Genomic DNA, 25734 nt, shown 5'->3' with positions numbered 1-25734 from the left:
CACGAGGATGCCCTCCCCGACACGGCATCACGAAGCCCCGGAACGCCACCGCCGGAGGCGTGAACGGGCGCGCTGCGCGCCGGGCCCGGCCAGGGGCTCTCCCCCACCTCCCCGCGAAGCGGAGCTCTCGCTCAGTCGTGCGCCAGAATGCTCCCCCGCCGCGACAGCACGAAGTCCCGGAACGCCGCCGCCGGCGGCGTGAGTGGGCGGGTCGCGTGCCAGGCCAGGCCGAGGAATCGGCGGGTGCGCAGGGCAGTGACTTCGAGCTCGACGGCACCCGGCCCTTCCCCCGCCGCCCCTTCCCCGCGAAGCGAACCCACCACGAGGATGCCCTCCCCGACACGGCATCACGAAGCCCCGGAACGCCACCGCCGGAGGCGTGAACGGGCGCGCTGCGCGCCGGGCCCGGCCAGGGGCACTCCCCCCACCTCCCCGCGAAGCGGAGCTCTCGCTCAGTCGTGCGCCAGAATGCTCCCCCGCCGCGACAACACGAAGTCCCGGAACGCCGCCGCCGGCGGCGTGAGCGGGCGGTTCCCGCGCCGGGCCACGCCGAGGGATCGGCGGGTGCGCAGGGCAGTGACTTCGAGTTCGACGGCGCCCGGCCCTTCCCCCGCCGCCCCTTCCCCGCGAAGCGGACCCACCACGAGGACGCTCCCCGACACGGCACCACGAAGTCCCGGAACGCCACCACCGGAGGCGTGAACGGGCGCGCTGCACGCCGGGCCCGGCCAGGGCACTCCCCCCACCTCCCCGCGAAGCGGAGCTCTCGCTCAGTCGTGCGCCAGAATGCTCCCCCGCCGCGACAGCACGAAGTCCCGAAACGCCGCCGCCGGCGGCGTGAGTGGGCGGGTCGCGTGCCAGGCGAGGCCGATGGCTCGGCGGGTGCGGGGGGCGGTGACTTCGAGTTCGACGACGCCGGGGCGGGGGACGAGCGCGGGTGGGAGGAGGGCGACGCCGAGGCCGGCGGCGACCAGGCCTCGGAGGGTTTCGACTTCCTCGCCCTCGAAGGCGATCCGCGGGGTGAAGCCGGCCTCGGCGCAGAAGCCCTCCATGATGTGGCGCAGCCCGTAGCCCTCCTCGACCGTCACCCACGACTCCCCGGCGACCTCGGCGAGCCGGATCCGGCGGCGGACGGCCAGCCGGTGGTCCGCCGGGACGGTCAGGTAGAGCCGCTGCTCGTCCAGCCGGCGCGCTGTCAGGTCGGGCGCGTCGGGGAGCGGGGAGACCAGGCAGAGGTCCAACTCCCCCGCGCGCAGGCGTTCCAGCATCGCGGCGACGTAGTCCTGCACCAGCTGGAACCGCACCTGCGGGTGCCCGGCCCGGAACCCTCGCAGCAGGGCGGGCACCGCGTCCGTCCCCATGGTGTGCAGGAAGCCGAACGCGACCCGTCCGGCCGCCGGGTCGGCCTCCGCCCGCGCTGCCTCCGCGCCGCGCTGGACCTCGACCAGTGCCCGTTCGACGGCGTCCAGCAGCAGCCGTCCGGCCCGGGTGAGGCGGACGGTGCGGCCCTGCCGGGCGAGCAGGTCGACGCCGAGTTCGGCCTCCAGGCGGGCGACGGCGCGGGAGAGGGTGGGTTGCGGCATGCCGAGGAGTTGGGCGGCCTGGGTGACGTGTTCCAGTCGGGCGACCGCCGCGAATTCCGCCAACTGCGGTGCGAGGCGCGTCACATCGGTGTCCGGGCCGAGCTCGGCGAGGCGGACGGGTGCGGAGCTGCTCTCATGCGTCACAGCATGGATCTTCCCGCATTCATGCATTGGACGCATCAGGCCGCGCGGCCATAACGTCAAAGCCATGCAGCCTGCCAGTACCGAGGCGTTCGCGCCCGCCCCCGAATCCGCCACCGACCTGCGCATGCGCCCCGGCAGCCGGGACTTCCGCCGCGCCAACCTCGCCCTGTTCGCGGCGGGTGTCGCCACTTTCGTCCTGCTGTACTCCACGCAGGGCCTGCTGCCGATCCTCTCCGCCGACCTCGACCTGACGCCCGGCCAGGCCAGTTGGACGGCCTCCGCGTCCACCCTCGGACTCGCACTCGCCCTGCTGCCCGCCAGCGCCCTCTCCGACCGGTACGGGCGCACCGCCGTGATGACGGCCTCCACCCTCGCCGCCGCGCTGCTCGCCCTCGCGCTGCCGTTCGCCCCGGACCTCACCACGCTGGTGGTGCTGCGTGCCGTCCAGGGCGCGGCGCTGGCCGGGCTCCCCGCCACCGCGATGGCCTACCTCGCCGAGGAGGTGCACCCGTCGGCGCTCGCCTCCGCGATGGGCCTGTACGTGGCCGGCAACTCGATCGGCGGGATGGGCGGACGCCTGGTCTCCGGCTGGGTCGCGGCCGCCTGGGGCTGGCGCTGGGGGCTGGCGGTCTCGGCCGTCCTCGCGCTGCTCGCGGTGCTCGCCTTCCGGCTGCTGATCCCCCGCGCCCGGCACTTCCGGCGGACGCCGGTGGACGCCCGGGCGCTCGCGACGACCGTCGCCGGGCACCTGCGCAACCCGCTGCTGCTGCGGCTGTACGCGCTCGGAATGCTGTTCATGGCGGTCTTCGGCGCGGTCTACAACACCGTCGGGTACCGGCTCACCTCGGCGCCGTTCCACCTGCCGGAGTCGATCGCCGCGTCGATCTTCGTGGTGTACCTGGTCGGCACGGCGTCCTCCGCCTCCGCGGGCCGTCTCACCGCCCGCTGGGGCCGCCGCGGCACCCTCTACCTGGCGATCTCCACCACCACGGCCGGGCTGCTGCTCTCCCTCGCGAACTCGCTGCTCCTCGCGATCCTCGGCCTGGTCCTGATCACCGCCGGCTTCTTCGCCGGCCACGCCACCGCGTCCTCCTCGGTCGGCCGCACCGCCACCGCCGGCCGCGCCCAGGCCTCCGCGCTCTACCTGATCGCCTACTACCTCGGCAACAGCCTCGGCGGCACGATCGGCGCCGACGCCTACCACTCCACCGGCTGGTCCGGCACCGCCGCCGTCGCCCTCACCGCCATGGCCTGCGCGGCCGGCGTCACCCTGTACGCCACCCACCGCGCCGTCACCTCCCGCAGGACGGCAGCCGCTACCGTCCGGGCATGACCGACGACTACGCCACACTGCGGGCGGCACTCGATCTGCTCCCCGCAGTGCGCGACGGAGAACCTGATCCAACGTCAACTCGCTGTACAGTCGCCCGTCCCCGATCAGGTGACATCGGCGGCTACCACGCCAAAGTCTGCGACTACGCCGCCGGGGGCTCGAAGCGGACGTCGGCGGCCGGGCCGGAGGCCACGTGGATGTCGAGCTCGGACTCCAGCGCGCTGGCCAGCTGGTGCAGCAGCGGCAGGGTGGGCACAGTCTCCCCGCCCTCGATCACCTCGACCTGCGCCTCCGTCAGCCCGGCCCGGCGGGCCAGCTCGGCGGGCGACAGCCCGAGCGCGGTCCGGCGGTCGTACACCGCCTGCCCGAGAGCCATCGCATAGCGGATCTCCAGCCGCAGCGCGGCAACCTCCGGGTCCTCCGCCTGCGGCTCCCCGAGCAGAGCGCGGGTGCGGGCGGTCTTCCACTGCGAGTGGTTCATCGAATGTCGCCTTTCGTGACCGCGCGGCTGAACTCCTGGTGTGCGGGCAGGTGCTCCGACTGGCAGATCTTCTGCGCCCACAGCGCCCGGGTGACTTCTGCAGTCTCTCGCATCCTGGTCTTGGAGAACACCGTCAGCAAGACGATCCTCCGCTCGGGAGCGAGCCAGTACGTGACTCTCGTCGCCTCCCCGGCCAGGCCGAACCGCAGTTCCCGCACCGGGCCGCCGAGGTGGCGCGAGTAGGGTTCGCCGAGCGTCGTCGGCCGTTCGGCCAGCACATCGACGGCCTCTTCGGCCCTGGCGTAGAGCCGTGTCGGCAGAGCGGAGAGCCAGTCGCGGATCTCCGGCTCGATCTCGATGAAATAGCGCACTCCGTACACGCGGCGCAGCGTAGCGTGACCGCCCCGCGCGCACGAAGTTATATGACTAGGCGATCCGGTCGAGGACGATCGGGGCCGGGGTGAAGAGGGTGCCGGTGGGGGCGACGGTGATGGCGTCGGCGAGGGCCTCGATCGCGTAGGGGAAGCGTTCGGGGGTGTCGGTGTGCAGGGTGAGGAGGGGCTGGCCGGCGGTGACGGTGTCGCCGGGCTTGGCGTGGAGTTCGACGCCGGCGCCGGCCTGGACCGGGTCCTCCTTGCGGGCGCGGCCGGCGCCGAGGCGCCAGGCGGCGACGCCGACGGCGTAGGCGTCGAGGGTGGTGAGGACGCCGGTGGCGGGGGCGCGGAGGACGTGGGTCTCGCGGGCGACGGGGAGGGGGGCGTCGACGTCGCCGCCCTGGGCGGTGATCATGCGGCGCCAGTGGTCCATCGCGGAGCCGTCACGGAGGGCGTCGGCGGGGTCCTTGCCCTGGATGCCCGCGGCGGCGAGCATTTCGCGGGCGAGGGCGAGGGTGAGTTCGACGACGTCGGCGGGGCCGCCGCCGGCCAGGACCTCCAGCGACTCGCGGACTTCGAGCGCGTTGCCGGCGGTGAGGCCGAGCGGGGTGGACATGTCGGTGAGCAGGGCGACGGTGGCGACGCCGGCCGAGCGGCCGAGTCCGACCATGGTGCGGGCGAGTTCGCGGGCGTCGTCGAGGTTCTTCATGAACGCGCCGGAGCCGACCTTGACGTCCAGGACGAGTGCGCCGGTGCCTTCGGCGATCTTCTTGGACATGATCGAGGAGGCGATCAGCGGGATGGCCTCGACGGTGCCGGTGACGTCGCGCAGAGCGTAGAGCTTCTTGTCGGCGGGGGCGAGACCGTCGCCGGCGGCGCAGATCACGGCGCCGCAGTCGCGCAGGACTGCGAGCATTTCCTCGTTGGAGAGCAGGGCGCGCCAGCCGGGGATGGATTCGAGCTTGTCGAGGGTGCCGCCGGTGTGGCCGAGGCCGCGGCCGGAGAGCTGCGGGACGGCGGCGCCGCAGGCGGCGACCAGCGGGGCGAGCGGGAGGGTGATCTTGTCGCCGACGCCGCCGGTGGAGTGCTTGTCGGCGGTGGGGACTGCGAGCGAGGAGAAGTCCATGCGTTCGCCGGAGCGGATCATGGCGTCGGTCCAGCGGCTGATCTCACGGCCCGTCATGCCGTTGAGCAGGATCGCCATGGCGAGGGCGGACATCTGCTCGTCGGCGACCTCGCCGCGGGTGTAGGCGTCGATCACCCAGTCGATCTGGGGGTCGGTCAGTTCGCCCCGGTCGCGCTTGGCCCGGATGACGGAGATGGCGTCCATGCAGGTGCTCCAGAGAGGTGTGAAATGCGAAGAGTGCCGCGGGATGTCCTCCCGCGACACTCTACGCGCGTAACAATGTGATCAGCCAGCAGAAACTACAGCTTGTCCGGCCCGAACGCGTCCGGCAGGACCTCGCTCATCGGCCGTACCCCGGAGGGCAGTTCGACCAGCAGGTCCGGTCCGCCGTGTTCGTACAGCAGCTGGCGGCAGCGCCCGCACGGCATCAGCAGCTCGCCGGCGCCGTCCACGCAGGTGAAGGCGGTCAGCCGGCCGCCGCCACTGGCGTGCAGCGCGGAGACCAGGCCGCACTCGGCGCACAGGCTGAGGCCGTAGGAGGCGTTCTCCACGTTGCAGCCGGTGACCGTGCGGCCGTCGTCGACCAGCGCCGCCGCTCCGACCGGGTACTTGCTGTAGGGGGCGTACGCGTTGCGCATCGCCTCGCGGGCGGCGGCGCGCAGCGCCTCCCAGTCGACGGTGGTCACTTGGCCTGTCCCTTGCGGTAGATCTGGCCGTCGGCCTTGGGCATCCGCAGCCGCTGGGAGGCCAACGCGAGCACCACCAGGGTAATCACGTACGGGGTGGCGACGATCAGCGGACGCTGGACGGCGTCGGTGGTGACGTACCAGAGGGCGACGCCGCCGGCCACCACGATGGTGATCGCGCCGGCCAGGAACTTGCGGCGGTAGAAGTGCCACAGCGCGAGCGCCGCCATCGCGATGGCGACCACCAGCAGCAGCACGTGCACCGAGTCGGCGTCGCGCAGCTGGAGGCTGTCGGTGAAGCCGAACAGGCCCGCGCCGGCGGCCAGGCCGCCCGGCATCCAGTTGCCGAAGATCATCGCGGCCAGGCCGATGAAGCCGCGGCCCTGGGTCTGGCCGTCCCGGTAGAAGTGCGCGGCGACCAGCGAGAGGTACGCGCCGCCGAGGCCCGCGAAGGCGCCGGAGGCGATCACCGCGAGGTACTTGTACTTGTAGACGTTGACGCCCAGCGACTCGGCGGCGGTCGGGTTCTCGCCGCAGGAGCGCAGCCGCAGACCGAACACCGAGCGCCAGAGCACGAAGTAGCTGACGATCAGGAACGCGGCGGCGATCAGGGTGACCACCGACAGGTGGGTGGTCAGGCCGCGGAGGATGCCGGCCACGTCGGAGACCAGGAACCAGTGGTGCTGCTCGATGCCGTCCAGCCAGTTCGACAGGCCGGGGACGGTGATGGTGGGCAGCGACTCCGAGGGCGGCGACTGGCTCGCACCGGCGCCCTGGGCCTTGTAGTCCTGGTAGTAGATCCGGTTGACGTACGCGCAGATGCCGGGGATCAGCAGGTTGACGCCGACGCCGGACACGATGTGGTCGACGCCGAAGGTGACGGTGACCAGCGCGTGCAGCAGACCGCCGAGCGCGCCGCCCGCCATGCCGGCCAGCAGGCCGACCCACGGGTTGACCAGGAATCCGCCCCAGGCGCCGCAGAACGTGCCGGCCACCATCATGCCTTCGAGGCCGATGTTGACCACGCCCGCGCGCTCGGACCACAGGCCGCCGAGGCCGGCCATGGCGATCGGCACGGCGGAGGACAGCGCGGCGCCGATCTGGCCCGAGGAGGTCAGCCCGTGGTTGCCGGTGATCGCACCGACCGCCGCGAGCAGCAGCAGGGCGGCCGCGATCAGCAGCAGCACCACCGGCCAGGTCAGCTTGGACTTCTTCTTCACGGGCGCGACGGGCGCCTTCGGCTTGGCGACAGCGGTGCTCATGCCGCCACCTCCTTCTGGGCGGCCGCGGCGACGGCCTGCGCGGCGAGCTCGGCGCCGACCTTGTGCTGCTGGCGCTTCAGGCCGAAGCGGCGCACCAGTTCGTAGGCCACGACGACGCAGATGACGATGGTGCCCTGGATCACCGGGATGATCTCGGACGGGTAGTCGCCCCGGGTGGGCAGCTGGGCGCCGGAGGCGTCCAGGAAGGCGAACAGCAGCGCGGAGAACGCGATGCCGATCGGGGTGTTGCGGCCGAGCAGGGCCACCGAGATGCCGATGAAGCCCAGGCCGACCTGCACGTTCTGGCCGAAGTAGTAGGTGTTCTGCATCAGTTCGGGCAGGCCGACCAGGCCGGCCAGCGCGCCGGAGACCACGATCGAGGTGATCACCATGCGCTTGACATTGACGCCGGACGCCTTGGCGGCGGTCTCCGAGCGGCCGGTGGCGCGCAGGTCGAAGCCGAACCGGGTGCGGTTCAGGGTGAAGTGGAAGACCACGCCGACCAGCACCGCGATCACGATGAAGCCCCACAGGGTGCCGCCCTGGGTCTCGATCGCGAAGAAGTGGCTGGACTCGGAGATCTTCGCGGTCTGGATCGAGTTGGTGACGCCGCTGGTCTTCGGGGCCAGGATGCCCGGCACCAGCATGACGCCGATCACGGCGGTGGCGATGGCGTTCAGCATGATGGTCGAGATGACCTCGCTGACGCCCCGGTAGACCTTCAGCAGACCGGCGATCGACGCCCACAGGCCACCGACGAACATCGCGACGATCAGCATCAGCGGGATCTGCAGGAAGGCCGGCAGGTTCATCTGGGAGCCGACGAACGCGGCCATCATCATGGCCAGCTTGTACTGGCCCTCGATGCCGATGTTGAAGAGGTTCATCCGGAACCCGAACGCGGCGGCGGCCGCGGCCAGGTAGTACACGGTCGCCTTGTTCAGGACGGCGACCTGGCCGTCCGACGCGGTGCCGTAGTCCCACATGATCTTGAAGGCGCTGAACGGGTCGCGGCCGGAGACCGCCAGCAGCGAGCCGGCGATGATCACCGACAGCAGCACGGCCAGCACGGGGGCGGCCAGGCCGAGGCCGATCCGTTCCAGGTCGAACCGCTGCGGACGCGGCCGGTCGGCCGTTCCCGCAGCCGGGGGGTTGGGACTGGTCATGTGGCTACTCCCCCGCCTGCACGTGCTCGGCGGTGTCGGTGGGCGGAACCCGGTCGGAGACTATGTGGCCGGTCGCGGCACCGGTCATCGCGGTGCCCAGGTCCTCGGCGGTGACGGTGGCCGGGTCGGCGTCGGCGACCAGCGCGCCGCGGTAGATCACCCGGATGGTGTCGGACAGGCCGATCAGCTCGTCCAGGTCGGCGGAGATCAGCAGCACCGCCAGGCCCTCGCGCTGGGCGGAGCGGATCTGGTCCCAGATCTGCGCCTGCGCGCCCACGTCCACGCCGCGGGTCGGGTGGGCGGCGATCAGCAGCTTCGGGTGGTGGCTCATCTCGCGGCCGATGATCAGCTTCTGCTGGTTGCCGCCGGACAGCGACGCCGCGGTGACCTCGATGCCGGGGGTGCGGACGTCGTACTGCTCGACGATCCGCTGGGTGTCGGCGCGGGCGCCGGCCGGGTCGAGCAGCGCGCCCTTGGAGTTGGGCCGCTCGGTGACGTGGCCGAGGATCCGGTTCTCCCAGAGCGGGGCCTCCAGCAGCAGGCCGTGCCGGTGCCGGTCCTCCGGGATGTAGCCGATGCCGGCCTCCCGGCGGGCCCGGGTCCGGGAGCTGCTCAGGTCGGTGCCGTCCAGCGTGACGGTGCCGGCGTCCAGCGGCAGCATGCCCATGATCGCCTCGACCAGTTCGGCCTGGCCGTTGCCCTCGACGCCGGCGATGCCGAGGATCTCGCCCTTGCGGATGCGCAGCGAGATGTCGTCCAGCACCACCCGCTCGACGCCCTCGGCGTCCGGCTTGGCGATCCGCAGGCCCTCGACCCGGAGCATCTCCACGTCGGTGACGGTGGACTCGCGGCTCTCCGGGGACGGCAGTTCGGCGCCGACCATCAACTCGGCGAGCTCGCGGGCCGTCACGACCTTCGGGTCGGCGTCGCCGACCGTGGTGCCGCGGCGGATCACGCTGATCGCGTCGGCGACCGACAGCACCTCGTGCAGCTTGTGCGAGATGAAGATGACGGTGACGCCTTCGGACTTGAGGTCGCGCAGGTTGTCGAACAGCGCGTCGACCTCCTGCGGGACCAGCACCGCGGTCGGCTCGTCCAGGATCAGGATCCGGGCGCCGCGGTACAGCACCTTGAGGATCTCCACCCGCTGGCGGTCGGCGACGCCGAGGTCCTCGACCAGCACGTCCGGCTTCACGCCCAGGCCGTACTGGTCGGAGATCTCGCGGATCTTCGCCTTCGCCTTGGCGCCGATGCCGTACAGCTTCTCGCTGCCCAGGACGATGTTCTCCCAGACGGTGAGGTTGTCGGCCAGCATGAAGTGCTGGTGCACCATGCCGATGCCGCGGGCGATCGCGTCACCGGGGGTGGCGAAGGCCACCTGCTCGCCGTTGATGGCGATGGTGCCCTCGTCCGGCTTCTGCATCCCGTAGAGGATCTTCATCAGGGTGGACTTGCCGGCGCCGTTCTCGCCCATCAGGGCGTGCACGGTGCCGCGCTGCACGGTGATGTCGATGTCGTGGTTGGCCACCACACCGGGGAAGCGCTTGGTGATGCCACGCAGTTCGACGGCCGGTGTCGCCGTCCCCGCGCTGGGGGTGCCGCCGGGAGGGGCGGAGTCGGAGGGAGTGATGGCGATCTCCTGCTGGTCGTCGGGCGCTTCGTCGCGCTGGAGGCTCAGGGGGGCCGGGGTGGGGCAGCCGCTGGACGGACACCGGAGCGGCGGTGGGGGCACGGGCAGGGGCCCGGGGGATGCGCGTGGCGCACCCCTTCCGAGCCCCTCCTTGTGATGCGTCAGACCACTGCGCCGCCCGGTGGGCGGGCGGCGCGGTGGCAGGGGATCAGCCCTGCGGAGCGGTCGGAACCTTGGTGGCGCCGCTGACGATCTGCTGGGTGGCGGCGTCGAGCTTGGCCTTGATGTCGTCGATGAAGCCACCGGTGGTGGCCAGCGACACGCCGCCGTCCTTCAGGTCGAAGTTCTTCTTGCCGGACTGGGCGCTGCCGTCCTTGGCCGACTTGATGAAGGTGAACACGCCGGTGTTCACGTTCTTCACCATCGAGGTGAGGATGTGGTCCTTGTACTTCGACAGGGCCGGCTGGCTGGCCTGGTCCGAGTCGACGCCGATGGCCCACTTGCTGCCCGAGGCGCTGTAGACGGCCTCGATGGCGCCGCTGCCGGAGGAGCCGGCGGCGGAGTAGATGACGTCCGCGCCCTTGTCCATCTGGCCCTGCGCGGCCTGCTTGCCCTTGCCCGGGTCGGCGAAGCCGGTGTTGTCCGGCGGGGTGCTCAGGTAGGTGACCTCGATCGCGATGTTCGGGTCGACGGACTTGGCGCCCGCCACGTAGCCGGCCTCGAACTTCTTGATCAGCTCGGACTGCACACCGCCGATGAAGCCGACGTGCTTGGTCTTCGACTTGAGGGCCGCGGCCACGCCCGCCAGGTAGGAGCCCTGCTCCTCCGAGAAGGTCAGCGAGGTGACGTTGTTCGGCTGCTCGGGCGAGAAGGAGTCGACGATCGCGAACTTGACGTTCGGGTTCTCCTTGGCGACCTTGTTGACCGCGTCCTGGTAGACGAAGCCGACCGCGATGACCGGGTTGAAGCCACCGGTCACCAGGGACTTGAGGCGCTGCTCCTTGTCGCCCTCGGACTCACCGGACTTGGCCTCGGCCTCGTTGATGGTGGCGCCCAGCTCGGACTTGGCCTGGTCCAGACCACGCGCGGCGGAGTCGTTGAAGGACTGGTCGCCGCGGCCGCCGATGTCGTAGGCCATGCCGACCTTGAGACCCGAGCCGCCGGCACCGGCGTTGGCGTTGGTGGTGTCGGTGCTCTTTGCGCCGCAGGCGGCGAGCGAGGCGATGCCCAGGGAACCCGAGAGCACTGCCGCGGCGAGCTTGAGTGAACGGCGCAAGGGAGTTTCTCCTTCTCACACACCCGAATGGCGTGGTCGAGCGCCACCGTAACGCGCGTAGAACACAGTTGTGTTACGGCCTGCACGGGCCTCGCGGTTGTTATCAAAATGTGGTCGTACGCCCGGGCAAATCCGGACATAGCCGCACACTTGTTCAACTCCCGTTCCGCTACTGGCTGGTAGCGCGCCACCACGGTACGCCTCCGGCCCATACCCGAGAAGAGGCCGCGTCGCACCTGGCGACGCGGCCTCGTGGTGCCGGAGCGGTCAGATCCGGGCGTACTCCAGCGCGAGCGAGGCGAACAGTTCGACGCCGACGGCGATCGCCCGCTCGTCCGCGTCGAAGTCGCCCTGGTGCAGATCGCGGGCGCCCTTCTCGTCCGGGCCACGCACCCCGAGGCGGGCCAGTGCGCCCGGGGCGTGCTCCAGGTACCAGGAGAAGTCCTCGCCGCCCAGGCTCTGTTCGGTCGGCTCCACCACCGGGCCGCGGCCCTCGGCGAACCGGGCGTTCATCGCGCGCTCCAACTGGTCGATCGAATCGACCTCGTTGACCACCGGCGGGACGCCCCGGTGGTAGTCCAGCGTCCACTTGGCGCGGTGCGTCTCGGCCAGGTGCGCGACCAGGTCCTCCAGCACCTCCGGGGCCTGCCGCCAGCCCGCCAGCTCCAGGCAGCGGACGGTGCCCTCCAGCTCGGCGTGCTGCGGGATCACGTTCGGCGCCGAGCCGGCCGCGATCCGCCCCCACACCAGCGAGACGCCCCAGCGCGGGTCCATCCGGCGGGCCAGCGCGGACGGCGTCTCGGCGGCCAGCTTGGCGACCGCGGTGACCAGGTCGGTGGTCAGGTGCGGACGGGCGGTGTGCCCGCCGGGGCCGTCCACGCTGATCACCACCTTGTCGCAGGCCGAGGTGATCGCCCCGGTCTTCAGGGCGATCCGGCCGACCTGCACCTTGGGGTCGCAGTGCACCGCGAAGATCCGCCCGACCCCTTCCATCCCGCCGGCCGCGATCACGTCCAGCGCGCCGCCCGGCATCATCTCCTCGGCCGGCTGGAAGATCAGCCGCACCGGACGGGTCAGCTCCCCCGCGGCCAACGCCTCGGCCAGCACCAGCCCGGTGCCGAGCACCACCGCGGTGTGCACATCGTGCCCGCAGGCGTGCGCCCGGCCGGCCACCGTGGAGCGGTACGGGACGTCCTTCTTGGCGTCGTCGATCGGCAGCGCGTCGATGTCGGCGCGGAACGCCAGCAGCGAGGTGCCGGGCGCGGTGCCCGGCGGGACCAGGTCCACCAGCAGACCGGTGCCGCCCGGGAGCACCCGCGGCTCCAGCCCGGCGGCGATCAGGCGCTCACGCAGCAGCTTGGTGGTGCGGAACTCCTGGCGGCCGAGCTCCGGGTGCCGGTGGAGATCACGGCGGAGGTCGATCAACTCGGCCTGGTGGGCCGCTACTCGGGCCCGGAGGTCGGCGAGCGGGCGGACGGCGGTGACGGTGGCAGCGGCTGCTGGCTGAGGATCGTTCACCTTGACAAGAGTAGGCCGGTGGCGGGCTTTTGGCCCGACTTCCACCAAAGTTCTCACCGTTTGGATGCATACCGCCCCCCATGATGGGTATGACTCTTCGATTCGGCCCGATCCTGTGTTCGGCTCCTCCGTCGCCTGCCATGTGCAACGACCTGCACCGGCGGCCACTCCCGCACCTCGGAGCCAACCCTTCCCCCCGATCGGGTCATGGCGCGGTAAAGCTTTCGGACCCGCTCTTGAGCAGGGCACATCAGTCCGAATAGACAGCTTTCGCACAGTCAACTCCGGTGCCGCAGTGGGGTGGGACAGTCCGCCTGCGGCGCGCCTCGTCACGCCCTCACAAGGGCAGTTGACGCTCCATCGAACCGAGAAGGGGGGACCGACGTGCCCATCACGCGCAATCGGCTCGCCAAGAGCATCGCTCCGGCCACCGTCGCGGCCGCACTGATCATCACCACCCTCGGCGCGGCCGTCCCGGCCACCGCCGCCACCCCCGTGGGCGACACCGCCCGCACCCTGCCCGGCACCCACCCGGAGTGGGCCACCCCGCAGGCCGACGCGGGCGCGGCCGACGCCGCCGCCCCGGCGACCGCCCGCATCTACCTGGCCGGACGCGACGCCAGCGGCCTCGCCGCCCTCGCCCAGGCCGTCTCCGACCCCCACTCGCCCGACTACGGCAAGTACCTGACGTCCGCCCAGGCCCAGGCGAAGTTCGGCGCCACCCCGGAGCAGGTCAAGGCCGTCACCGACTGGGTGTCCGCCGCGGGCCTCACCGTCTCCGCCAGCACCGCCCACTACGTGCAGGTCGCCGGCTCCACCGCCGCGCTGTCCAAGGCGTTCGGCACCGGTTTCCACAACTACCGCACCGCGGACGGCACCCACCGGGCCCCGACCGCCGACGCCAAGGTGCCGGCCTCCGTCTCCGACGCCGTCCTCGCGGTCTCCGGCCTGGCCGACGCGATCCACAAGAACAGCTCCTCCGCCACCTCGGTCCGCGAGGCCGAGCAGCGTCTGAACGCCTCCGCCAAGCAGGCCGGCCCGGACAAGAAGGACCCGGCGACCCTGCCGACCGTCCCGACCTGCTCCGAGGACGGCTACGGCTCGAAGACCGCCAAGGGCGCCCCCGAGGGCTACGAGAAGAACGAGCCGTTCGCCCCCTGCTCGTACATGCCGTCCCAGCTCCGCAAGGCCTACGGCGTCACCGACGCCAAGGTCACCGGCAAGGGCGCCCGCGTCGCCGTCATCGACGCCTACGGCCTGTCCACCATGGAGCAGGACGCCAACCACTTCTCCACCCTGCACGGCGACCAGCCGTTCAAGCCGGGCCAGTACACCGAGTACGTCACGCCCGCGCAGTGGACCCACCAGGCCGAGTGCGGCGGCCCCGACGGCTGGGCCGGCGAGGAAGCCCTCGACGTCGAGATGGTGCACGGCCTCGCGCCGGACGCCAACGTCGTCTACGTCGGCGGCAACTCCTGCTTCGACGAGGACCTCTACGACGCCATGGCCAAGGTCGTGGACGGGCACCTCGCCGACATCGTCTCCAACTCGTGGGGCGAGATCATGCACGGCAAGTCCGGCGACATCGACCCCGCCGTGGTCGCCGCCGACAACCAGATCTTCCAGCTCGGCGCCCTCACCGGCATCGGCTTCACCTTCTCCTCCGGCGACTGCGGCGACGACTCCCCGGGTGCCGCCGCCACCGGCGTCAACTGCGAGGCCGACACCAACCAGGCCCAGGCCCAGTGGCCGTCCTCCTCCCCGTGGGTCACCTCGGTCGGCGGCACCGCCCTCGAACTGGCCGACAAGGAAGGCAAGTACGGCCACGAGGTCTCCATGGGCGACCAGCGCTCGGTGCTCTCCGCCGACCAGAAGTCCTGGAGCCCGATGCCGGGCAAGTTCTACTTCGGCGGCGGCGGCGGTGTCTCCAAGGACTTCGCCCAGCCGTGGTACCAGCAGGGCGTCGTCCCGGACAGCATCAGCAAGACCGCGGCCGACGGCACCAAGTCCAAGACCCCGCTGCGCGCCACCCCCGACATCGCCATGAGCGGTGACCTGGTCGCCGCCACCCTGGTCGGCTTCACCTCCGGCGGCGCCTACAGCGAGGGCGGCTTCGGCGGCACCTCGGTCTCCGCCCCCGAGACCGCCGCCATGTTCGCCAACGCCTTCGAGACCCGCGGCGGCCGCGCCCTCGGCTTCGCCAACCCGGCCCTCTACGACCGCGCCGACACCAACGCCTTCCACGACGTGAACGACAACGCCGTCAACACCAAGCGCGGCAACGTCGTCGACCTCGGCGTCATCAACAACACCCTCCGCGTCCGCCTCTACAAGATCGGCGCCGACTACGGCCTCTCGGCCTCCAGCGGCTACGACACGGCCACCGGCCTGGGATCCCCGGGCAAGGGCTTCTTCAAGTCCTTCGCCATCAAGAAGTAATCACCGCAAAGCAGTTGAGGGGCGCTGGGGTCTCCCCCAGCGCCCCTCTTCGCTTTCCCGTCTCCCCCGGCGCCCGCGTCCCGTCAGGGGCGCGGGCGCTGCGCGGGGCGGAAGGTTCACGCCGGCGAGATCGCGCCACGAACAGCGACTCGCACCTGGGCGCGACCCTCAGAAGCGGTCCACCGGCGTATACGTCCCCCACACCCCGCGCAGCGCGTCACAGACCTCGCCGACGGTGGCGCGGGCCGCGAGGGCCTCCTTCATCGGGTACAGCACGTTGTCCGTCCCCTCCGCCGCCTTGCGCAGCGACGTGAGCGACCGGTCCACCGCCGACGAGTCCCGCTCGGAACGCAGTCGCGCAAGCCGCTGCGCCTGCTGCGCCTCGATCGCCGGGTCGACCCGCAGCGGCTCGTAGGGCTCCTCCTCGGCGAGCTGGAAGCGGTTGACGCCGACCACGGTCCGCGCGCCGGAGTCCTGCTCCTGCTGGATGCGGTACGCGGTGCGCTCGATCTCGCCCTTCTGGTACCCCTGCTCGATCGCCGCGACCGCGCCGCCCATGTCCTCGACCTTGGCCATCAATTCCAGCGCCGCAGCCTCCAGTTCGTCCGTCATCGCCTCGACCACGTAGGAGCCCGCGAACGGGTCGACGGTCGCGGTGACGTCGGTCTCGAAGGCCAGCACCTGCTGCGTGCGCAGCGCGAGCCGCGCGGACTTCTCCGTCGGCAGCGCGATCGCCTCGTCGAAGGAGTTGGTGTGCAGCGACTGCGTCCCGCCGAACACGGCGGCGAGCGCCTGCACGGAGACCCGGACCAGGTTGACCTCGGGCTGCTGGGCGGTGAGTTGGACGCCCGCGGTCTGGGTGTGGAAGCGCAGCATCTGCGACTTGGGGTTCTTCGCGCCGAACTCCTCCTTCATGACGCGGGCCCAGATCCGGCGCGCGGCACGGAACTTGGCGACTTCCTCCAGCAGGGTGGTGCGGGAGACGAAGAAGAAGGAGAGCCGGGGGGCGAAGTCGTCGACGTCCATGCCGGCGGCGACGGCGGTGCGCACGTACTCGATGCCGTTGGCGAGGGTGAAGGCGATCTCCTGCGCGGGGTTCGCCCCGGCCTCGGCCATGTGGTAGCCGGAGATGGAGATGGTGTTCCACTTGGGGATCTCGGCCCGGCAGTACTGGAACACGTCGGCGATCAGCCGCAGCGAGGGCTTGGGCGGGAAGATGTAGGTGCCGCGGGCGATGTACTCCTTGAGCACGTCGTTCTGGATGGTGCCGGTGAGCTTGTTGCTGGGCACGCCCTGGGCCTCGCCGACCAACTGGTAGAGCAGCAGCAGCAGCGAGCCGGGCGCGTTGATGGTCATCGAGGTGGAGACCTCGCCGAGCGGGATGCCGCCGAACAGGACGCTCATGTCCTCGACGCTGTCGATGGCGACGCCGACCTTGCCGACCTCGCCGGAGGAGATCGCGGCGTCGGAGTCGTACCCCATCTGGGTGGGCAGGTCGAAGGCGACGGACAGGCCCATGGTGCCGTTGGCGATGAGCTGCTTGTAGCGGGCGTTGGACTCGGCGGCGGTGCCGAAGCCGGCGTACTGGCGCATCGTCCACGGCTTGCCGGTGTACATGGTCGGGTACACGCCGCGGGTGAACGGGTACTGGCCGGGGGTGCCGAGCCGGCTCGCGGCGTCGAAGCCGGCCAGGGTCTCGGGGCCGTACACCGGCTCGATCGGCAGGCCCGACTCGGTGCGGCGGGGCTCGGCTGCCATGGGTGTCCTCCGCGGAAGATGGTGGGGGGGTTAGCGCCGATTAACGTCTCGGCTGGATACGCAATGTAGCCGTGCCCCTCACGGGCAGACAGATGCCACGGCTGGGAGCTTGCTCACAACACCCCCGGGGCGATCCTTGGGATGATCCCGACACCGAACACCTGGTCGGACCTACGAGGAGTGGACATGAGCGAGCAGAAGGTGGCCGTGGTCACCGGCGCCAGCAGCGGCATCGGGGCGGCGACCGCCCGACGGCTGGCCGCGGACGGTTTCCAGGTGGTGCTGACCGCCCGCCGCACCGAGCGGATCGAGGTGCTGGCGAAGGAGCTGGGCGGCCGTGCCTTCACGCTGGACGTCACCGACCGGGCCGCGGTGGACGCGTTCGCCGCCGAGGTCGGCCGGGTGGACGTGCTGGTGAACAACGCGGGCGGCGCGCTCGGCGCGGACAGCGTCGAGGCCGGCGACCCGGAGGACTGGCGCACCATGTTCGAGGTGAACGTGCTGGGCGTGCTGCACCTGACCCAGGCGCTGCTGCCCGCGCTGCGCGCCACCGGCGACGGCACCGTGCTGATCATGTCCTCGACGGCGGCGCTGGCCGCGTACGAGGGCGGCGGCGGCTACGTGGCGGCCAAGCACGCCGTCCACTCGGTGGCACAGACCCTCCGCCTCGAACTCGTGGGCGAGCCGATCCGGGTGATCGAGATCGCGCCCGGCATGGTGAAGTCGGAGGGCTTCGCGCTGACCCGGTTCCGCGGTGACCAGGCGAAGGCGGACGCGGTGTACGCGGGCGTCGACGCGCCGCTGACCTCGGAGGACGTCGCCGACACCGTCTCCTGGGCGGTGACCCGTCCGGCGCACGTCAACATCGATCTGCTGGTGGTCCGGCCCCGGGCGCAGGCCGCCAACCACAAGGTGCACCGGGCCGGCTGAGCGGTTCTGTGTGAACGGGAGCGGCGGCGGGTCACAACTTGATAGCTCGATCGAATGAAATCGGCCCGCCGCCTCCCCAACTGATGAACCCTCAACTACCGTGGAGGCGCTGCCCCGCCGAGCCGTCAAGGCCCCGTGCGGAGGCACTGCCGCACCCCCTCTGTCTCTGCAGCATCCCCCCTTCCCGCCCTCACGAGGAGGATCCGCTGACCAGCGACATCCCGCCGCAGCGTCTCGACGTGCGGACGGACCCGTCCCTCCTGGGACTGCACAGGTTCAACGAAGCCGACTCCGGCGCGGTCGAGGAGGCGCTGCTCGCCTGCTGCGGCAGCCACCGCTGGGCGCTGCGCCTGACCGCCCACCGCCCGTACCCCGACATCGGTTCGCTGCTCGCGGCGGCCAGCGAGGCCAGCTACGACCTGCGCCCGGCGGACCTCGCCGAGGCGCTGGCCGACGAGAGCTGGATGCCGCAGCCGCTGCTCGGCATGCGCGCCCCGGGCAGCCAGGCGGCCCACACCGCGCTGCGCGCCGCGCACGCCGCGTACGAGGCACGGTTCGGCCACGTCTTCGTGGTCTGCCTGGACGGGGTGGACCAGGAGGAGATGCTGGACGCGGTGCTGACCTCGATCCGCACCCGGCTGGCCAACGATCTGGACGAGGAACGGCTCATCTCGGCCGAGGAGTTGCGCCGGATAGCGCTGACCCGCCTGGAGCACCTGGTGGCGGTCCGGAGCTGACCGCTCCGGACCGGCCGCACGGCGCGACCGGATGGTCGCACAGCGTCAGAGTTCCCGTTCCGATTAGCCCGTGCGTGCCTGATTGATCACAGCAGGGGCCCCCGACGGCAGCGGGGCCCGACGCGTCGATAGGATGCTCGCGGCCGGTGGACCGTATCCGGCCGGGCTGACCGACAGAAAGCCGGCCGAGCCCCCAAACCGCTTCCGGAGGGTTTTCCGTGCCGGCTGGAACGCTGTACCGCGGCCGGGAAGGCATGTGGAGCTGGGTGGCTCACCGAGTCACCGGCGTCCTGATCTTCTTCTTCCTGTTCGCACATGTCCTTGACACCGCCCTGGTGCGGGTGTCGCCCGAGGCGTACGACTCGGTGATCGCCACCTACAAGTTCTGGCTTGTGAACCTGATGGAGTACGGCCTGGTGGCCGCCATCCTGTTCCACGCCCTGAACGGCCTGCGGGTCGTGGCGGTCGACTTCTGGGCCAAGGGCCCGAAGTACCAGAAGCAGATGCTGTGGAGTGTGGTCGGCATCTGGATCGTCCTGATGGGCGGCGCCTTCTACCCCGTTCTGCAGCACACCCTTCGTTCCTGGTTCGGGGGCTGATCCGCATGTCCACTGAGACCAAGGACCTGGTGGTCCCCTCGCTCCAGGCCCACACGGGCCAGGGCCTGGGCACCGGCAACCCGGCCGACGCCTTCGTGGTGGAGCCCGCCCGGGCCCGCACGAAGAAGACCCCGCGCCGCACCCGCACCAACTTCGAGATGCTCGCCTGGCTGTTCATGCGCCTGTCGGGTGTCGTCCTGGTGGTGCTGGTCCTCGGCCACCTGCTGATCAACCTGATGCTGGACGGCGGCGTCTCGAAGATCAGCTTCGCCTTCGTGGCGGGCCGCTGGGCCTCGCCGTTCTGGCAGATGTGGGACCTGCTGATGCTGTGGCTGGCGATGCTGCACGGCTCGAACGGCATGCGCACCGTCATCAACGACTACGCGGAGAAGGACGCCACTCGTCTGTGGCTGAAGGGTCTCCTCGGTGTCGCGACCGTCTTCACGGTCGTCCTCGGCACCCTGGTGATCTTCACCTTCGACCCGAACATCTGACGAGCCACCAGAGGCGACTGACCCCATGCAGATTCACCAGTACGACACCGTCATCGTCGGCGCCGGCGGCGCCGGCATGCGCGCGGCCATCGAGTCGACGCAGCGCAGCCGCACCGCGGTCCTGACCAAGCTCTACCCCACCCGGTCGCACACCGGCGCGGCGCAGGGCGGCATGTGTGCCGCCCTCGCCAACGTCGAGGAGGACAACTGGGAGTGGCACACCTTCGACACGGTCAAGGGTGGTGACTACCTGGTCGACCAGGACGCCGCCGAGATCATGTGCAAGGAGGCCATCGACGCGGTCCTCGACCTCGAGAAGATGGGCCTGCCCTTCTCCCGCACCGACCAGGGCCGGATCGACCAGCGCCGCTTCGGCGGTCACTCCCGCAACCACGGCGAGGCCCCGGTCCGCCGGTCCTGCTACGCCGCGGACCGCACCGGTCACATGATCCTGCAGACGCTGTTCCAGAACTGCGTCAAGCACGGTGTGGAGTTCTTCAACGAGTTCTACGTCCTCGACCTGCTGATCAACGAGGGCAAGACCGCCGGTGTGGTGGCCTACGAGCTCGCCACCGGCGAGATCCACGTCTTCCAGGCCAAGGCCGTGGTGTTCGCCTCCGGCGGCACCGGCAAGATGTTCAAGGTCACCTCGAACGCGCACACCCTGACCGGTGACGGCCAGGCCGTGGCGCTGCGCCGTGGCCTGCCGCTGGAGGACATGGAGTTCTTCCAGTTCCACCCGACGGGCATCTGGCGGATGGGCATCCTGCTCACCGAGGGCGCCCGCGGCGAGGGCGGCATCCTGCGCAACAAGGACGGCGAGCGCTTCATGGAGCGCTACGCCCCCGTCATGAAGGACCTCGCGTCCCGTGACGTGTGCTCCCGCGCGATCTACTCGGAGATCCGGGCCGGCCGCGGCTGCGGCCCCGACGGCGACCACGTCTACCTGGACCTGACGCACCTCCCGCCGGAGCAGCTGGACGCCAAGCTGCCGGACATCACCGAGTTCGCGCGCACCTACCTCGGCATCGAGCCCTACACGGACCCGATTCCGATCCAGCCCACCGCGCACTACGCGATGGGCGGCATCCCGACCAACGTCGAGGGTGAGGTCCTGAGCAACAACACCGACATCGTCCCGGGCCTGTACGCCGCGGGCGAGGTCGCGTGCGTGTCGGTGCACGGCGCCAACCGCCTGGGCACCAACTCGCTGCTGGACATCAACGTGTTCGGCCGCCGCGCGGGCATCGCCGCCGCCGCGTACGCCGACAAGGCCGACTTCGTCGAGCTGCCGGCGAACCCGGGCGCGCTGGTCGAGGCCATGGTCGAGGGCCTGCGCGAGTCCACCGGCACCGAGTCGGTCGCGCAGATCCGCAAGGAGCTGCAGGAGTCGATGGACACCAACGTGTCCGTCTACCGCACCGGCAAGACGCTGCAGCAGGCCGTCGAGGACGTCACGGCGCTCAAGGAGCGCTTCAAGAACGTCTCGATCCAGGACAAGGGCTCGCGTTACAACACCGACCTGCTGGAGGCCATCGAGCTGGGCAACCTGCTCGACCTGGCCGAGGTGCTGGTGGTTTCCGCGCTGGCTCGCGAGGAATCCCGCGGCGGTCACTACCGCGAGGACTTCCCGACCCGCGACGACGTGAAGTTCATGCAGCACACCATGGCGTACCGCGAGGTGGCCGAGGACGGCACCACCTCCATCCGCCTCGACTACAAGCCGGTCGTGCAGACCCGCTACCAGCCGATGGAGCGTAAGTACTGATGTCCACTCCGACCGTCGAGAAGCACTCGGCCGCGCTGGACGCGGTCGAGGCGGGCAGCACCAAGCTGGTCAACGTCACCTTCCGGATCCGCCGGTTCAACCCGGAGGAGCACCCGGAGCCGGTGTGGGTGGACTACCAGCTCGAGATGGACCCGAAGGAGCGCGTCCTGGACGCGCTCAACAAGATCAAGTGGGAGCAGGACGGCACGCTTACGTACCGCCGCTCCTGCGCGCACGGCATCTGCGGTTCGGACGCCATGCGGATCAACGGGCGCAACCGGCTGGCGTGCAAGACCCTGATCAAGGACGTCAACCCGGAGAAGCCGATCACGATCGAGGCCATCAAGGGCCTCGCGGTCCTCAAGGACCTGATCGTGGACATGGACCCGTTCTTCCAGGCGTACAAGGACGTCATGCCGTTCCTGATCACCTCGGGGAACGAGCCGACCCGCGAGCGTCTGCAGTCGCAGGCCGACCGCGAGCGCTTCGACGACACCACCAAGTGCATCCTGTGCGCCGCGTGCACCTCCTCGTGCCCGGTGTTCTGGAACGACGGCCAGTACTTCGGCCCGGCGGCGATCGTCAACGCGCACCGCTTCATCTTCGACTCCCGCGACGAGGGCGCCGAGCAGCGCCTGGAGGTCCTCAACGACCGTGAGGGTGTGTGGCGTTGCCGCACCACCTTCAACTGCTCGGAGGCCTGCCCGCGTGGCATCGAGGTCACCAAGGCGATCCAGGAGGTGAAGCGCGCGCTCGTCACGCGTCGCTTCTAGTCCCACGCTGTTCGAAGGGCTCGTCCGGAGTTCGCTCCGGGCGGGCCCTTCGGCGTCGCTCAGGACTCGGGTGCGCGCCTGACGGTGGCCAGGGTGAGCAGCAGCGGGCCGAGGAACAGTGCCACGGCCATCGTCCGGTAGTCCTGCCCGGCGGCGGACGCGGTGAGCGCCAGCTGGGTGCCCAGGACGGCCGCTCCGGCCACCGGGACGAGCGCGGGCAGCCGGTGCCGCCAGGCGTACAGCAGGGCCGCCGCCAGGCCCAGGTACGCCCACAGGGCGCCGCGCCACAGCAGCCAGTCCAGCTGCGGGGCGCGCAGCAGGGTGCGGCTCCAGGCGGCGGCGGAGTGCAGCGGCCGCAGCAGGCCGTGCGAGGACGGGGACGGGTCCGGCACCTCGGTGGCGGCGTGCGGGCCGCCGGTGCCCGCCCACACCGCCCAGGCGAGGCGGCCGCGGCAGAGCCTGGCGTCCAGCACCCGGTCCGGGTGGTCGCGCAGCAACTGCCGCCAGGCGGCGGCGAGTTCGTCCTGCTCGCGGCGGGCGGCGGCGGTGTCCCAGCGGTCGGTGAGGGCGGCGGTCGCCGAGCAGTCCGCGCCGGCCGCGTCCCAGTCGGCGGCCGGGGCGAGCGCCGTCAGCGCCCGGTCCTCGCGGCCGGGGTCGCGGTGCTGGGCGAGCGCCAGGTCTGCGGCGCGCAGCGGGTGCAGGTCCCCGGCGCGGACCGTCGGGTGGCCGAGCAGCGCGAGGGCGATCGGCACGGCCAGCGCGAGGGCGGTGAGCAGCGCGAGCCGGCCCCGGACCCGGGGCAGCGCCGGCAGCAGCACCAGGGCGGCGATCAGCGCGGTGCCCGCGCCCCGGGGGCCGGTCAGGGCGAGCAGCGCGATGGCCGAGAACAGTACGGCCAGATCCAGCCGCTGCGCCGGTCCGCCCCGGTGCAGCGTCCCCTCCGCCCGCCGGGCGAGCAGCCGCAGGCCCGCCGCGGTGAGCAGCAACGCCCCTGCGGTGGACGGCACTTCGGGGCTGAGCGAGACCACCAGGCTGCCGGTCGGCGGCAGCGCGGCCAGCGCCACCGCCACCGGCCCCGACCAGCGGCCGCGCACCCCGAACCGGGCCAGCGCGGCCACCATGTGCCCGAGCGCGAACGCCACCACCACGGTCTGCGCCAGCGTCGCCCCCGCCGGGTGCAGGAGCCGCACGACGGCGTCGTACAGCGGTGCGCCACTGGTGGCGGTGCCGGTGAACGCCGGGTACCCGGCCGCCCACCACAGCAGCAGCACCGCCTGACAGGCCGCCGCCACCGCGAACGGCAGCCGCAGCCGGGACTTGGCGCGCCGGTGCCGGCGTTCCCGTTCCTGGCGCTGCGCCCACTCGGGGCGGGCGTCGCCGAGGGTGGTGCTGGTGCTCATCGCGGAGCCTCCCACATCCCCTGCTCCCCGGCCCGGCCACCGGCCCCTCGCCGCCCATCCGCCCGGGAGTCGTGCCGGGCAGGCTAGCAGCCGGATTCGGCCACCTCCAGGGTCCGGACACGCCAAAGGCCCGCACCGACCGTGGCCGGAACGGGCCCTGACGCTCAATCAGGCCAGAACGCCCAGGTCCTTCGGGCTGCCCACGCCCTTGAACGTCACCAGGTGCCGCTCGGCGGTAACGGCGTACAGGTCGGCCTGTCCGTCCCCGTCCAGGTCGCCGGAGCTGCCCAGGGTCGGGTACTCGGCCACCGGGAAGGTGCCGATGACGGTGCCGCCGGCCGGGTCCGCGAGACCGGAGAAGTCGTAGCTGCCGTCGGCGAGCTTCGGGACCGCGTGCGCCCGCAGGGTGCCGGTGGCCTGCTCGCGGGACCACAGCGCGAGGTTGCCGTTGGCGTCGGGGCCGGGGGCGATCAGGTCGTAGCCGTTCCAGGCGCCGGTGGTGGTGAGCTGGGTGGACTTGCCGAAACGCGACGGGTCGCGCTGGAGCCACAGGTTGCCCTGCTCGACGTCCAGCAGGTTGAGGCCGTACGGCTGGGCCGGGTCGAGGGAGCCGAAGGCGACCAGTTGCTGGATGCCCGCGTAGCTGGTGCCGAAGTCGGCCGGGCAGGCGACCGGGGCCTTGGCCAGGTCGACGCAGGAGGTGGCGTGGCGGACGAGCGGCGGGTTGGTCGAAGTGATCGAGAACGTGCCGCGGTTCACGTACTGGTACAGGTAGTTGGCGGCGGGGTCGTGGACGTAGATGGTGTCGGCCGGCGCGAGCGAGGCGCTGCCCCAGCCCTTGTGGACCACCTGCTGGCCGCTCCACCCGGTGCCGCCGGGCGCCCAGGCGGCGGGAACCACGGTGCTCGGGGTGGTGCTGCCGGAGTCGCCGCTGATCACCAGCAGGTTGCCCTGCGAGTCGGGCAGCAGGATGTCGGGGACGCCGTCGTTGTCAACGTCGCCGAGCGCCTTCGGCGGGTTGGGGTTCGACGGGGCGTAGAAGCTGTAGTCGACCGGCGGGTTGACGTTGCCCGCGTGGTCGACCGCCTGGACCCGGAGCGTGTGGGTGCCCCACTGGCCGGGCTTCAGGGTGACGCTCGCGGTGCCGTCCGCCCCGGCCGCGACCACGCCCGGGCCGGGGGTGCAGCCGCCGACGCCGGCGTCGCCGTCCAGCACGTACCGGAAGCAGGCCAGGCCGGAGCCGCTGTCGGAGCCGGAGAAGGTGAACACACCGGGCTGGCCGGCGTACTTGCCGCCGCCGCCCTGCTCCGGGAAGTCGTCGGAGTGCACGCCGAGGACGGTCGGCTGGGTGGTGTCGACGCCGAACCGGCAGGTCTCGGTGGGCGCGCCGGAGCCGGGCCGGTACTCCGGCCACACCTGCCAGGTGTAGCCGCTGCCCTCGGCCAGGCCGGCGATGGAGGTCTGCACACCGCCGGAGGCGTCCGCCTCGGCGGTGGTGTCGAGGACCTTCGCGCCGGTCGCGTCCCACACCTTGAAGCGGGCGGCGGGCGCGCCGGTCTTCGCGAACAGCACCGGGCCCGGGTTGCTGAGGGTGACCCAGCCGGGCGTGCCGGTGGCGCTGCAGCCGTCGGTGCGGCCGGTGTCCAGGGAGGTGCCCGGCATGACGGTCGGGCCGGTGACCGCAGCGCCGGGCGCCGCCTGCGCGGCGGGTGCGGCGAACAGGCCGGCCGCGACGGCCGCGGTGGCGCAGGCGGCGATCAGCCGCGGGGAGGTGACACGGGACATCAGGGATCTTCCCCCAGGAGCGTTGCTCGGGCAGGTCGGTCAACCTGCCCGGCCGCGTATCCTGACACCCCCTGTGACCTGCGCACAAGCAAAATTTTGGTATGCCAGAGCCGCTACTCCGCGACGGCCGGCTTCCGCAGGGCGCGCAGGCCGCGGACGCCGATCCAGCCGATGGCGAGGCCGAGCGTCAGGGAGGTGATGGCGAGCAGCAGGTGGACCCAGAAGAAGGCGGTCGGCTGCCCGTGGTCGCCGTTCACGAAGGCCTGGCCGCCGGAGTCCTTCCAGAGGTTCTTGGCGAACGTGGTCCAGATGAAGATCGACCAGACGCCGAAGGCGGTGAGGAACCAGGAGACCGGGCGGCTGAGCTTCATGACGGGTCCTTCGCGGCAGACGGGTGGCCCGTCCAGTATGCGTGGCCCGCCGAACGGAGCAGCGGGCGGTACTCGTTCGTGGCGTCGGTGCCGACTTCGAC

23 protein-coding genes are annotated in these 25734 nt (G+C 71.4%); 8 read left to right on the top strand and 15 right to left on the bottom strand.

Annotated elements, in window-relative coordinates; genetic code table 11:
• Positions 1 to 131 precede the first annotated feature (131 nt).
• Together ACFYS8_RS25660 and ACFYS8_RS25655 are read right to left on the bottom strand one after the other, a co-directional pair.
• A complete protein-coding gene (locus ACFYS8_RS25660) occupies positions 132 to 323 on the bottom strand; it encodes a hypothetical protein (RefSeq protein WP_387644748.1) in 192 nt (63 codons plus the stop codon).
• A gap of 447 nt (positions 324 to 770) precedes the next feature.
• Complete coding sequence (locus ACFYS8_RS25655; RefSeq protein WP_387644746.1) at positions 771 to 1727, bottom strand: LysR family transcriptional regulator; 957 nt, start codon at positions 1725 to 1727, stop codon at positions 771 to 773.
• A 64-nt stretch (positions 1728 to 1791) separates the two neighbouring features.
• Here ACFYS8_RS25655 and ACFYS8_RS25650 point away from each other — a divergent pair, with 64 nt between their 5' ends.
• Positions 1792 to 3060, top strand: coding sequence for an MFS transporter (locus tag ACFYS8_RS25650; protein WP_387644744.1), 1269 nt, complete (start codon positions 1792 to 1794; stop codon positions 3058 to 3060).
• Between the two features lie 142 nt (positions 3061 to 3202).
• Here the strand turns inward: ACFYS8_RS25650 and ACFYS8_RS25645 are convergent, their stop codons facing one another.
• From ACFYS8_RS25645 to ACFYS8_RS25605, 9 genes are all read right to left on the bottom strand, one after another.
• Positions 3203 to 3541 (bottom strand): helix-turn-helix domain-containing protein, encoded by a 339-nt coding sequence (locus ACFYS8_RS25645; protein ID WP_387644742.1) that lies wholly within the window; start codon positions 3539 to 3541, stop codon positions 3203 to 3205.
• The gene (locus ACFYS8_RS25640) at positions 3538 to 3921 is read right to left on the bottom strand and encodes a type II toxin-antitoxin system RelE/ParE family toxin (protein ID WP_387644740.1); all 384 of its coding nucleotides are present in this window, start codon (positions 3919 to 3921) and stop codon (positions 3538 to 3540) included. The genes ACFYS8_RS25645 and ACFYS8_RS25640 overlap by 4 nt, the downstream gene beginning before the upstream one ends.
• Before the next feature lie 46 nt (positions 3922 to 3967).
• A complete protein-coding gene (locus ACFYS8_RS25635) occupies positions 3968 to 5245 on the bottom strand; it encodes a thymidine phosphorylase (protein ID WP_387644738.1) in 1278 nt (425 codons plus the stop codon).
• A 95-nt stretch (positions 5246 to 5340) separates the two neighbouring features.
• Positions 5341 to 5727 (bottom strand): cytidine deaminase, encoded by a 387-nt coding sequence (locus ACFYS8_RS25630; protein WP_387644735.1) that lies wholly within the window; start codon positions 5725 to 5727, stop codon positions 5341 to 5343.
• Positions 5724 to 6989 (bottom strand): ABC transporter permease, encoded by a 1266-nt coding sequence (locus ACFYS8_RS25625; protein WP_387644732.1) that lies wholly within the window; start codon positions 6987 to 6989, stop codon positions 5724 to 5726. Before ACFYS8_RS25625 ends, ACFYS8_RS25630 begins: the two co-directional genes overlap by 4 nt.
• Entirely contained in the window at positions 6986 to 8155 is a 1170-nt protein-coding gene (locus tag ACFYS8_RS25620; RefSeq protein WP_387644731.1) for an ABC transporter permease, read from the bottom strand. The genes ACFYS8_RS25625 and ACFYS8_RS25620 overlap by 4 nt, the downstream gene beginning before the upstream one ends.
• Before the next feature lie 4 nt (positions 8156 to 8159).
• The gene (locus ACFYS8_RS25615; protein WP_387645006.1) at positions 8160 to 9629 is read right to left on the bottom strand and encodes an ABC transporter ATP-binding protein; all 1470 of its coding nucleotides are present in this window, start codon (positions 9627 to 9629) and stop codon (positions 8160 to 8162) included.
• 364 nt (positions 9630 to 9993) lie between these two features.
• Positions 9994 to 11061 (bottom strand): BMP family protein, encoded by a 1068-nt coding sequence (locus tag ACFYS8_RS25610; protein WP_387644728.1) that lies wholly within the window; start codon positions 11059 to 11061, stop codon positions 9994 to 9996.
• A 267-nt stretch (positions 11062 to 11328) separates the two neighbouring features.
• Positions 11329 to 12579, bottom strand: a complete 1251-nt coding sequence (locus ACFYS8_RS25605; RefSeq protein ID WP_387644725.1) for an amidohydrolase — start codon at positions 12577 to 12579, stop codon at positions 11329 to 11331.
• Between the two features lie 384 nt (positions 12580 to 12963).
• Here ACFYS8_RS25605 and ACFYS8_RS25600 point away from each other — a divergent pair, with 384 nt between their 5' ends.
• Positions 12964 to 15018 (top strand): protease pro-enzyme activation domain-containing protein, encoded by a 2055-nt coding sequence (locus tag ACFYS8_RS25600; RefSeq protein ID WP_387644722.1) that lies wholly within the window; start codon positions 12964 to 12966, stop codon positions 15016 to 15018.
• A 168-nt stretch (positions 15019 to 15186) separates the two neighbouring features.
• Here the strand turns inward: ACFYS8_RS25600 and ACFYS8_RS25595 are convergent, their stop codons facing one another.
• Positions 15187 to 16776 (bottom strand): methylmalonyl-CoA mutase, encoded by a 1590-nt coding sequence (locus ACFYS8_RS25595; protein ID WP_387644720.1) that lies wholly within the window; start codon positions 16774 to 16776, stop codon positions 15187 to 15189.
• Positions 16777 to 16962: 186 nt separating this feature from the next.
• Here ACFYS8_RS25595 and ACFYS8_RS25590 point away from each other — a divergent pair, with 186 nt between their 5' ends.
• The 6 genes from ACFYS8_RS25590 to ACFYS8_RS25565 all read left to right on the top strand — a co-directional run bounded on the left by ACFYS8_RS25590 (position 16963) and on the right by ACFYS8_RS25565 (position 22077).
• Complete coding sequence (locus tag ACFYS8_RS25590) at positions 16963 to 17706, top strand: SDR family NAD(P)-dependent oxidoreductase (RefSeq protein ID WP_387644717.1); 744 nt, start codon at positions 16963 to 16965, stop codon at positions 17704 to 17706.
• A gap of 239 nt (positions 17707 to 17945) precedes the next feature.
• Positions 17946 to 18443 (top strand): 2-oxo-4-hydroxy-4-carboxy-5-ureidoimidazoline decarboxylase, encoded by a 498-nt coding sequence (locus ACFYS8_RS25585; protein WP_380487130.1) that lies wholly within the window; start codon positions 17946 to 17948, stop codon positions 18441 to 18443.
• A gap of 218 nt (positions 18444 to 18661) precedes the next feature.
• Positions 18662 to 19042, top strand: coding sequence for a succinate dehydrogenase, cytochrome b556 subunit (sdhC, locus tag ACFYS8_RS25580; RefSeq protein ID WP_387644714.1), 381 nt, complete (start codon positions 18662 to 18664; stop codon positions 19040 to 19042).
• A gap of 5 nt (positions 19043 to 19047) precedes the next feature.
• A complete protein-coding gene (gene sdhD, locus ACFYS8_RS25575) occupies positions 19048 to 19536 on the top strand; it encodes a succinate dehydrogenase, hydrophobic membrane anchor protein (protein WP_043914353.1) in 489 nt (162 codons plus the stop codon).
• A 25-nt stretch (positions 19537 to 19561) separates the two neighbouring features.
• On the top strand, positions 19562 to 21304 hold the full coding sequence (gene sdhA / locus ACFYS8_RS25570; RefSeq protein ID WP_387644711.1) for a succinate dehydrogenase flavoprotein subunit: 1743 nt from the start codon (positions 19562 to 19564) through the stop codon (positions 21302 to 21304).
• Entirely contained in the window at positions 21304 to 22077 is a 774-nt protein-coding gene (locus ACFYS8_RS25565) for a succinate dehydrogenase iron-sulfur subunit (RefSeq protein ID WP_387644708.1), read from the top strand. Before sdhA ends, ACFYS8_RS25565 begins: the two co-directional genes overlap by 1 nt.
• Before the next feature lie 59 nt (positions 22078 to 22136).
• Here ACFYS8_RS25565 and ACFYS8_RS25560 read toward each other — a convergent pair whose 3' ends face one another.
• The 3 genes from ACFYS8_RS25560 to ACFYS8_RS25550 form a co-directional block, all read right to left on the bottom strand.
• A complete protein-coding gene (locus ACFYS8_RS25560) occupies positions 22137 to 23477 on the bottom strand; it encodes a hypothetical protein (RefSeq protein ID WP_387644705.1) in 1341 nt (446 codons plus the stop codon).
• A gap of 168 nt (positions 23478 to 23645) precedes the next feature.
• The gene (locus tag ACFYS8_RS25555) at positions 23646 to 25262 is read right to left on the bottom strand and encodes a hypothetical protein (RefSeq protein ID WP_387644702.1); all 1617 of its coding nucleotides are present in this window, start codon (positions 25260 to 25262) and stop codon (positions 23646 to 23648) included.
• 113 nt (positions 25263 to 25375) lie between these two features.
• Positions 25376 to 25633, bottom strand: coding sequence for an SCO4848 family membrane protein (locus ACFYS8_RS25550; RefSeq protein ID WP_387644699.1), 258 nt, complete (start codon positions 25631 to 25633; stop codon positions 25376 to 25378).
• Between the last annotated feature and the right edge of the window lie 101 nt (positions 25634 to 25734).

Origin of the sequence: Kitasatospora sp. NPDC004615 (assembly GCF_042873545.1) — a bacterium.
Classification (GTDB): Bacteria; Actinomycetota; Actinomycetes; order Streptomycetales; family Streptomycetaceae; genus Kitasatospora.
Note: the sequence above shows the minus strand (reverse complement) of the source record. Positions and strands in the feature narration are given on the sequence as shown.

What these genes read in the sequence shown, in the direction of transcription:
- ACFYS8_RS25650 (WP_387644744.1), top strand. Translation starts at nt 1,792, where the DNA reads ATGCAGCCTGCCAGTACCGAGGCGTTCGCGCCCGCCCCCGAATCCGCC.
- ACFYS8_RS25645 (WP_387644742.1), bottom strand. Translation starts at nt 3,541, where the DNA reads ATGAACCACTCGCAGTGGAAGACCGCCCGCACCCGCGCTCTGCTCGGG.
- ACFYS8_RS25635 (WP_387644738.1), bottom strand. Translation starts at nt 5,245, where the DNA reads ATGGACGCCATCTCCGTCATCCGGGCCAAGCGCGACCGGGGCGAACTG.
- ACFYS8_RS25625 (WP_387644732.1), bottom strand. Translation starts at nt 6,989, where the DNA reads ATGAGCACCGCTGTCGCCAAGCCGAAGGCGCCCGTCGCGCCCGTGAAG.
- ACFYS8_RS25620 (WP_387644731.1), bottom strand. Translation starts at nt 8,155, where the DNA reads ATGACCAGTCCCAACCCCCCGGCTGCGGGAACGGCCGACCGGCCGCGT.
- ACFYS8_RS25615 (WP_387645006.1), bottom strand. Translation starts at nt 9,629, where the DNA reads ATGGGCGAGAACGGCGCCGGCAAGTCCACCCTGATGAAGATCCTCTAC.
- ACFYS8_RS25595 (WP_387644720.1), bottom strand. Translation starts at nt 16,776, where the DNA reads ATGGCAGCCGAGCCCCGCCGCACCGAGTCGGGCCTGCCGATCGAGCCG.
- ACFYS8_RS25590 (WP_387644717.1), top strand. Translation starts at nt 16,963, where the DNA reads ATGAGCGAGCAGAAGGTGGCCGTGGTCACCGGCGCCAGCAGCGGCATC.
- sdhD (WP_043914353.1), top strand. Translation starts at nt 19,048, where the DNA reads ATGTCCACTGAGACCAAGGACCTGGTGGTCCCCTCGCTCCAGGCCCAC.
- sdhA (WP_387644711.1), top strand. Translation starts at nt 19,562, where the DNA reads ATGCAGATTCACCAGTACGACACCGTCATCGTCGGCGCCGGCGGCGCC.
- ACFYS8_RS25565 (WP_387644708.1), top strand. Translation starts at nt 21,304, where the DNA reads ATGTCCACTCCGACCGTCGAGAAGCACTCGGCCGCGCTGGACGCGGTC.
- ACFYS8_RS25560 (WP_387644705.1), bottom strand. Translation starts at nt 23,477, where the DNA reads ATGAGCACCAGCACCACCCTCGGCGACGCCCGCCCCGAGTGGGCGCAG.
- ACFYS8_RS25555 (WP_387644702.1), bottom strand. Translation starts at nt 25,262, where the DNA reads ATGTCCCGTGTCACCTCCCCGCGGCTGATCGCCGCCTGCGCCACCGCG.
- ACFYS8_RS25550 (WP_387644699.1), bottom strand. Translation starts at nt 25,633, where the DNA reads ATGAAGCTCAGCCGCCCGGTCTCCTGGTTCCTCACCGCCTTCGGCGTC.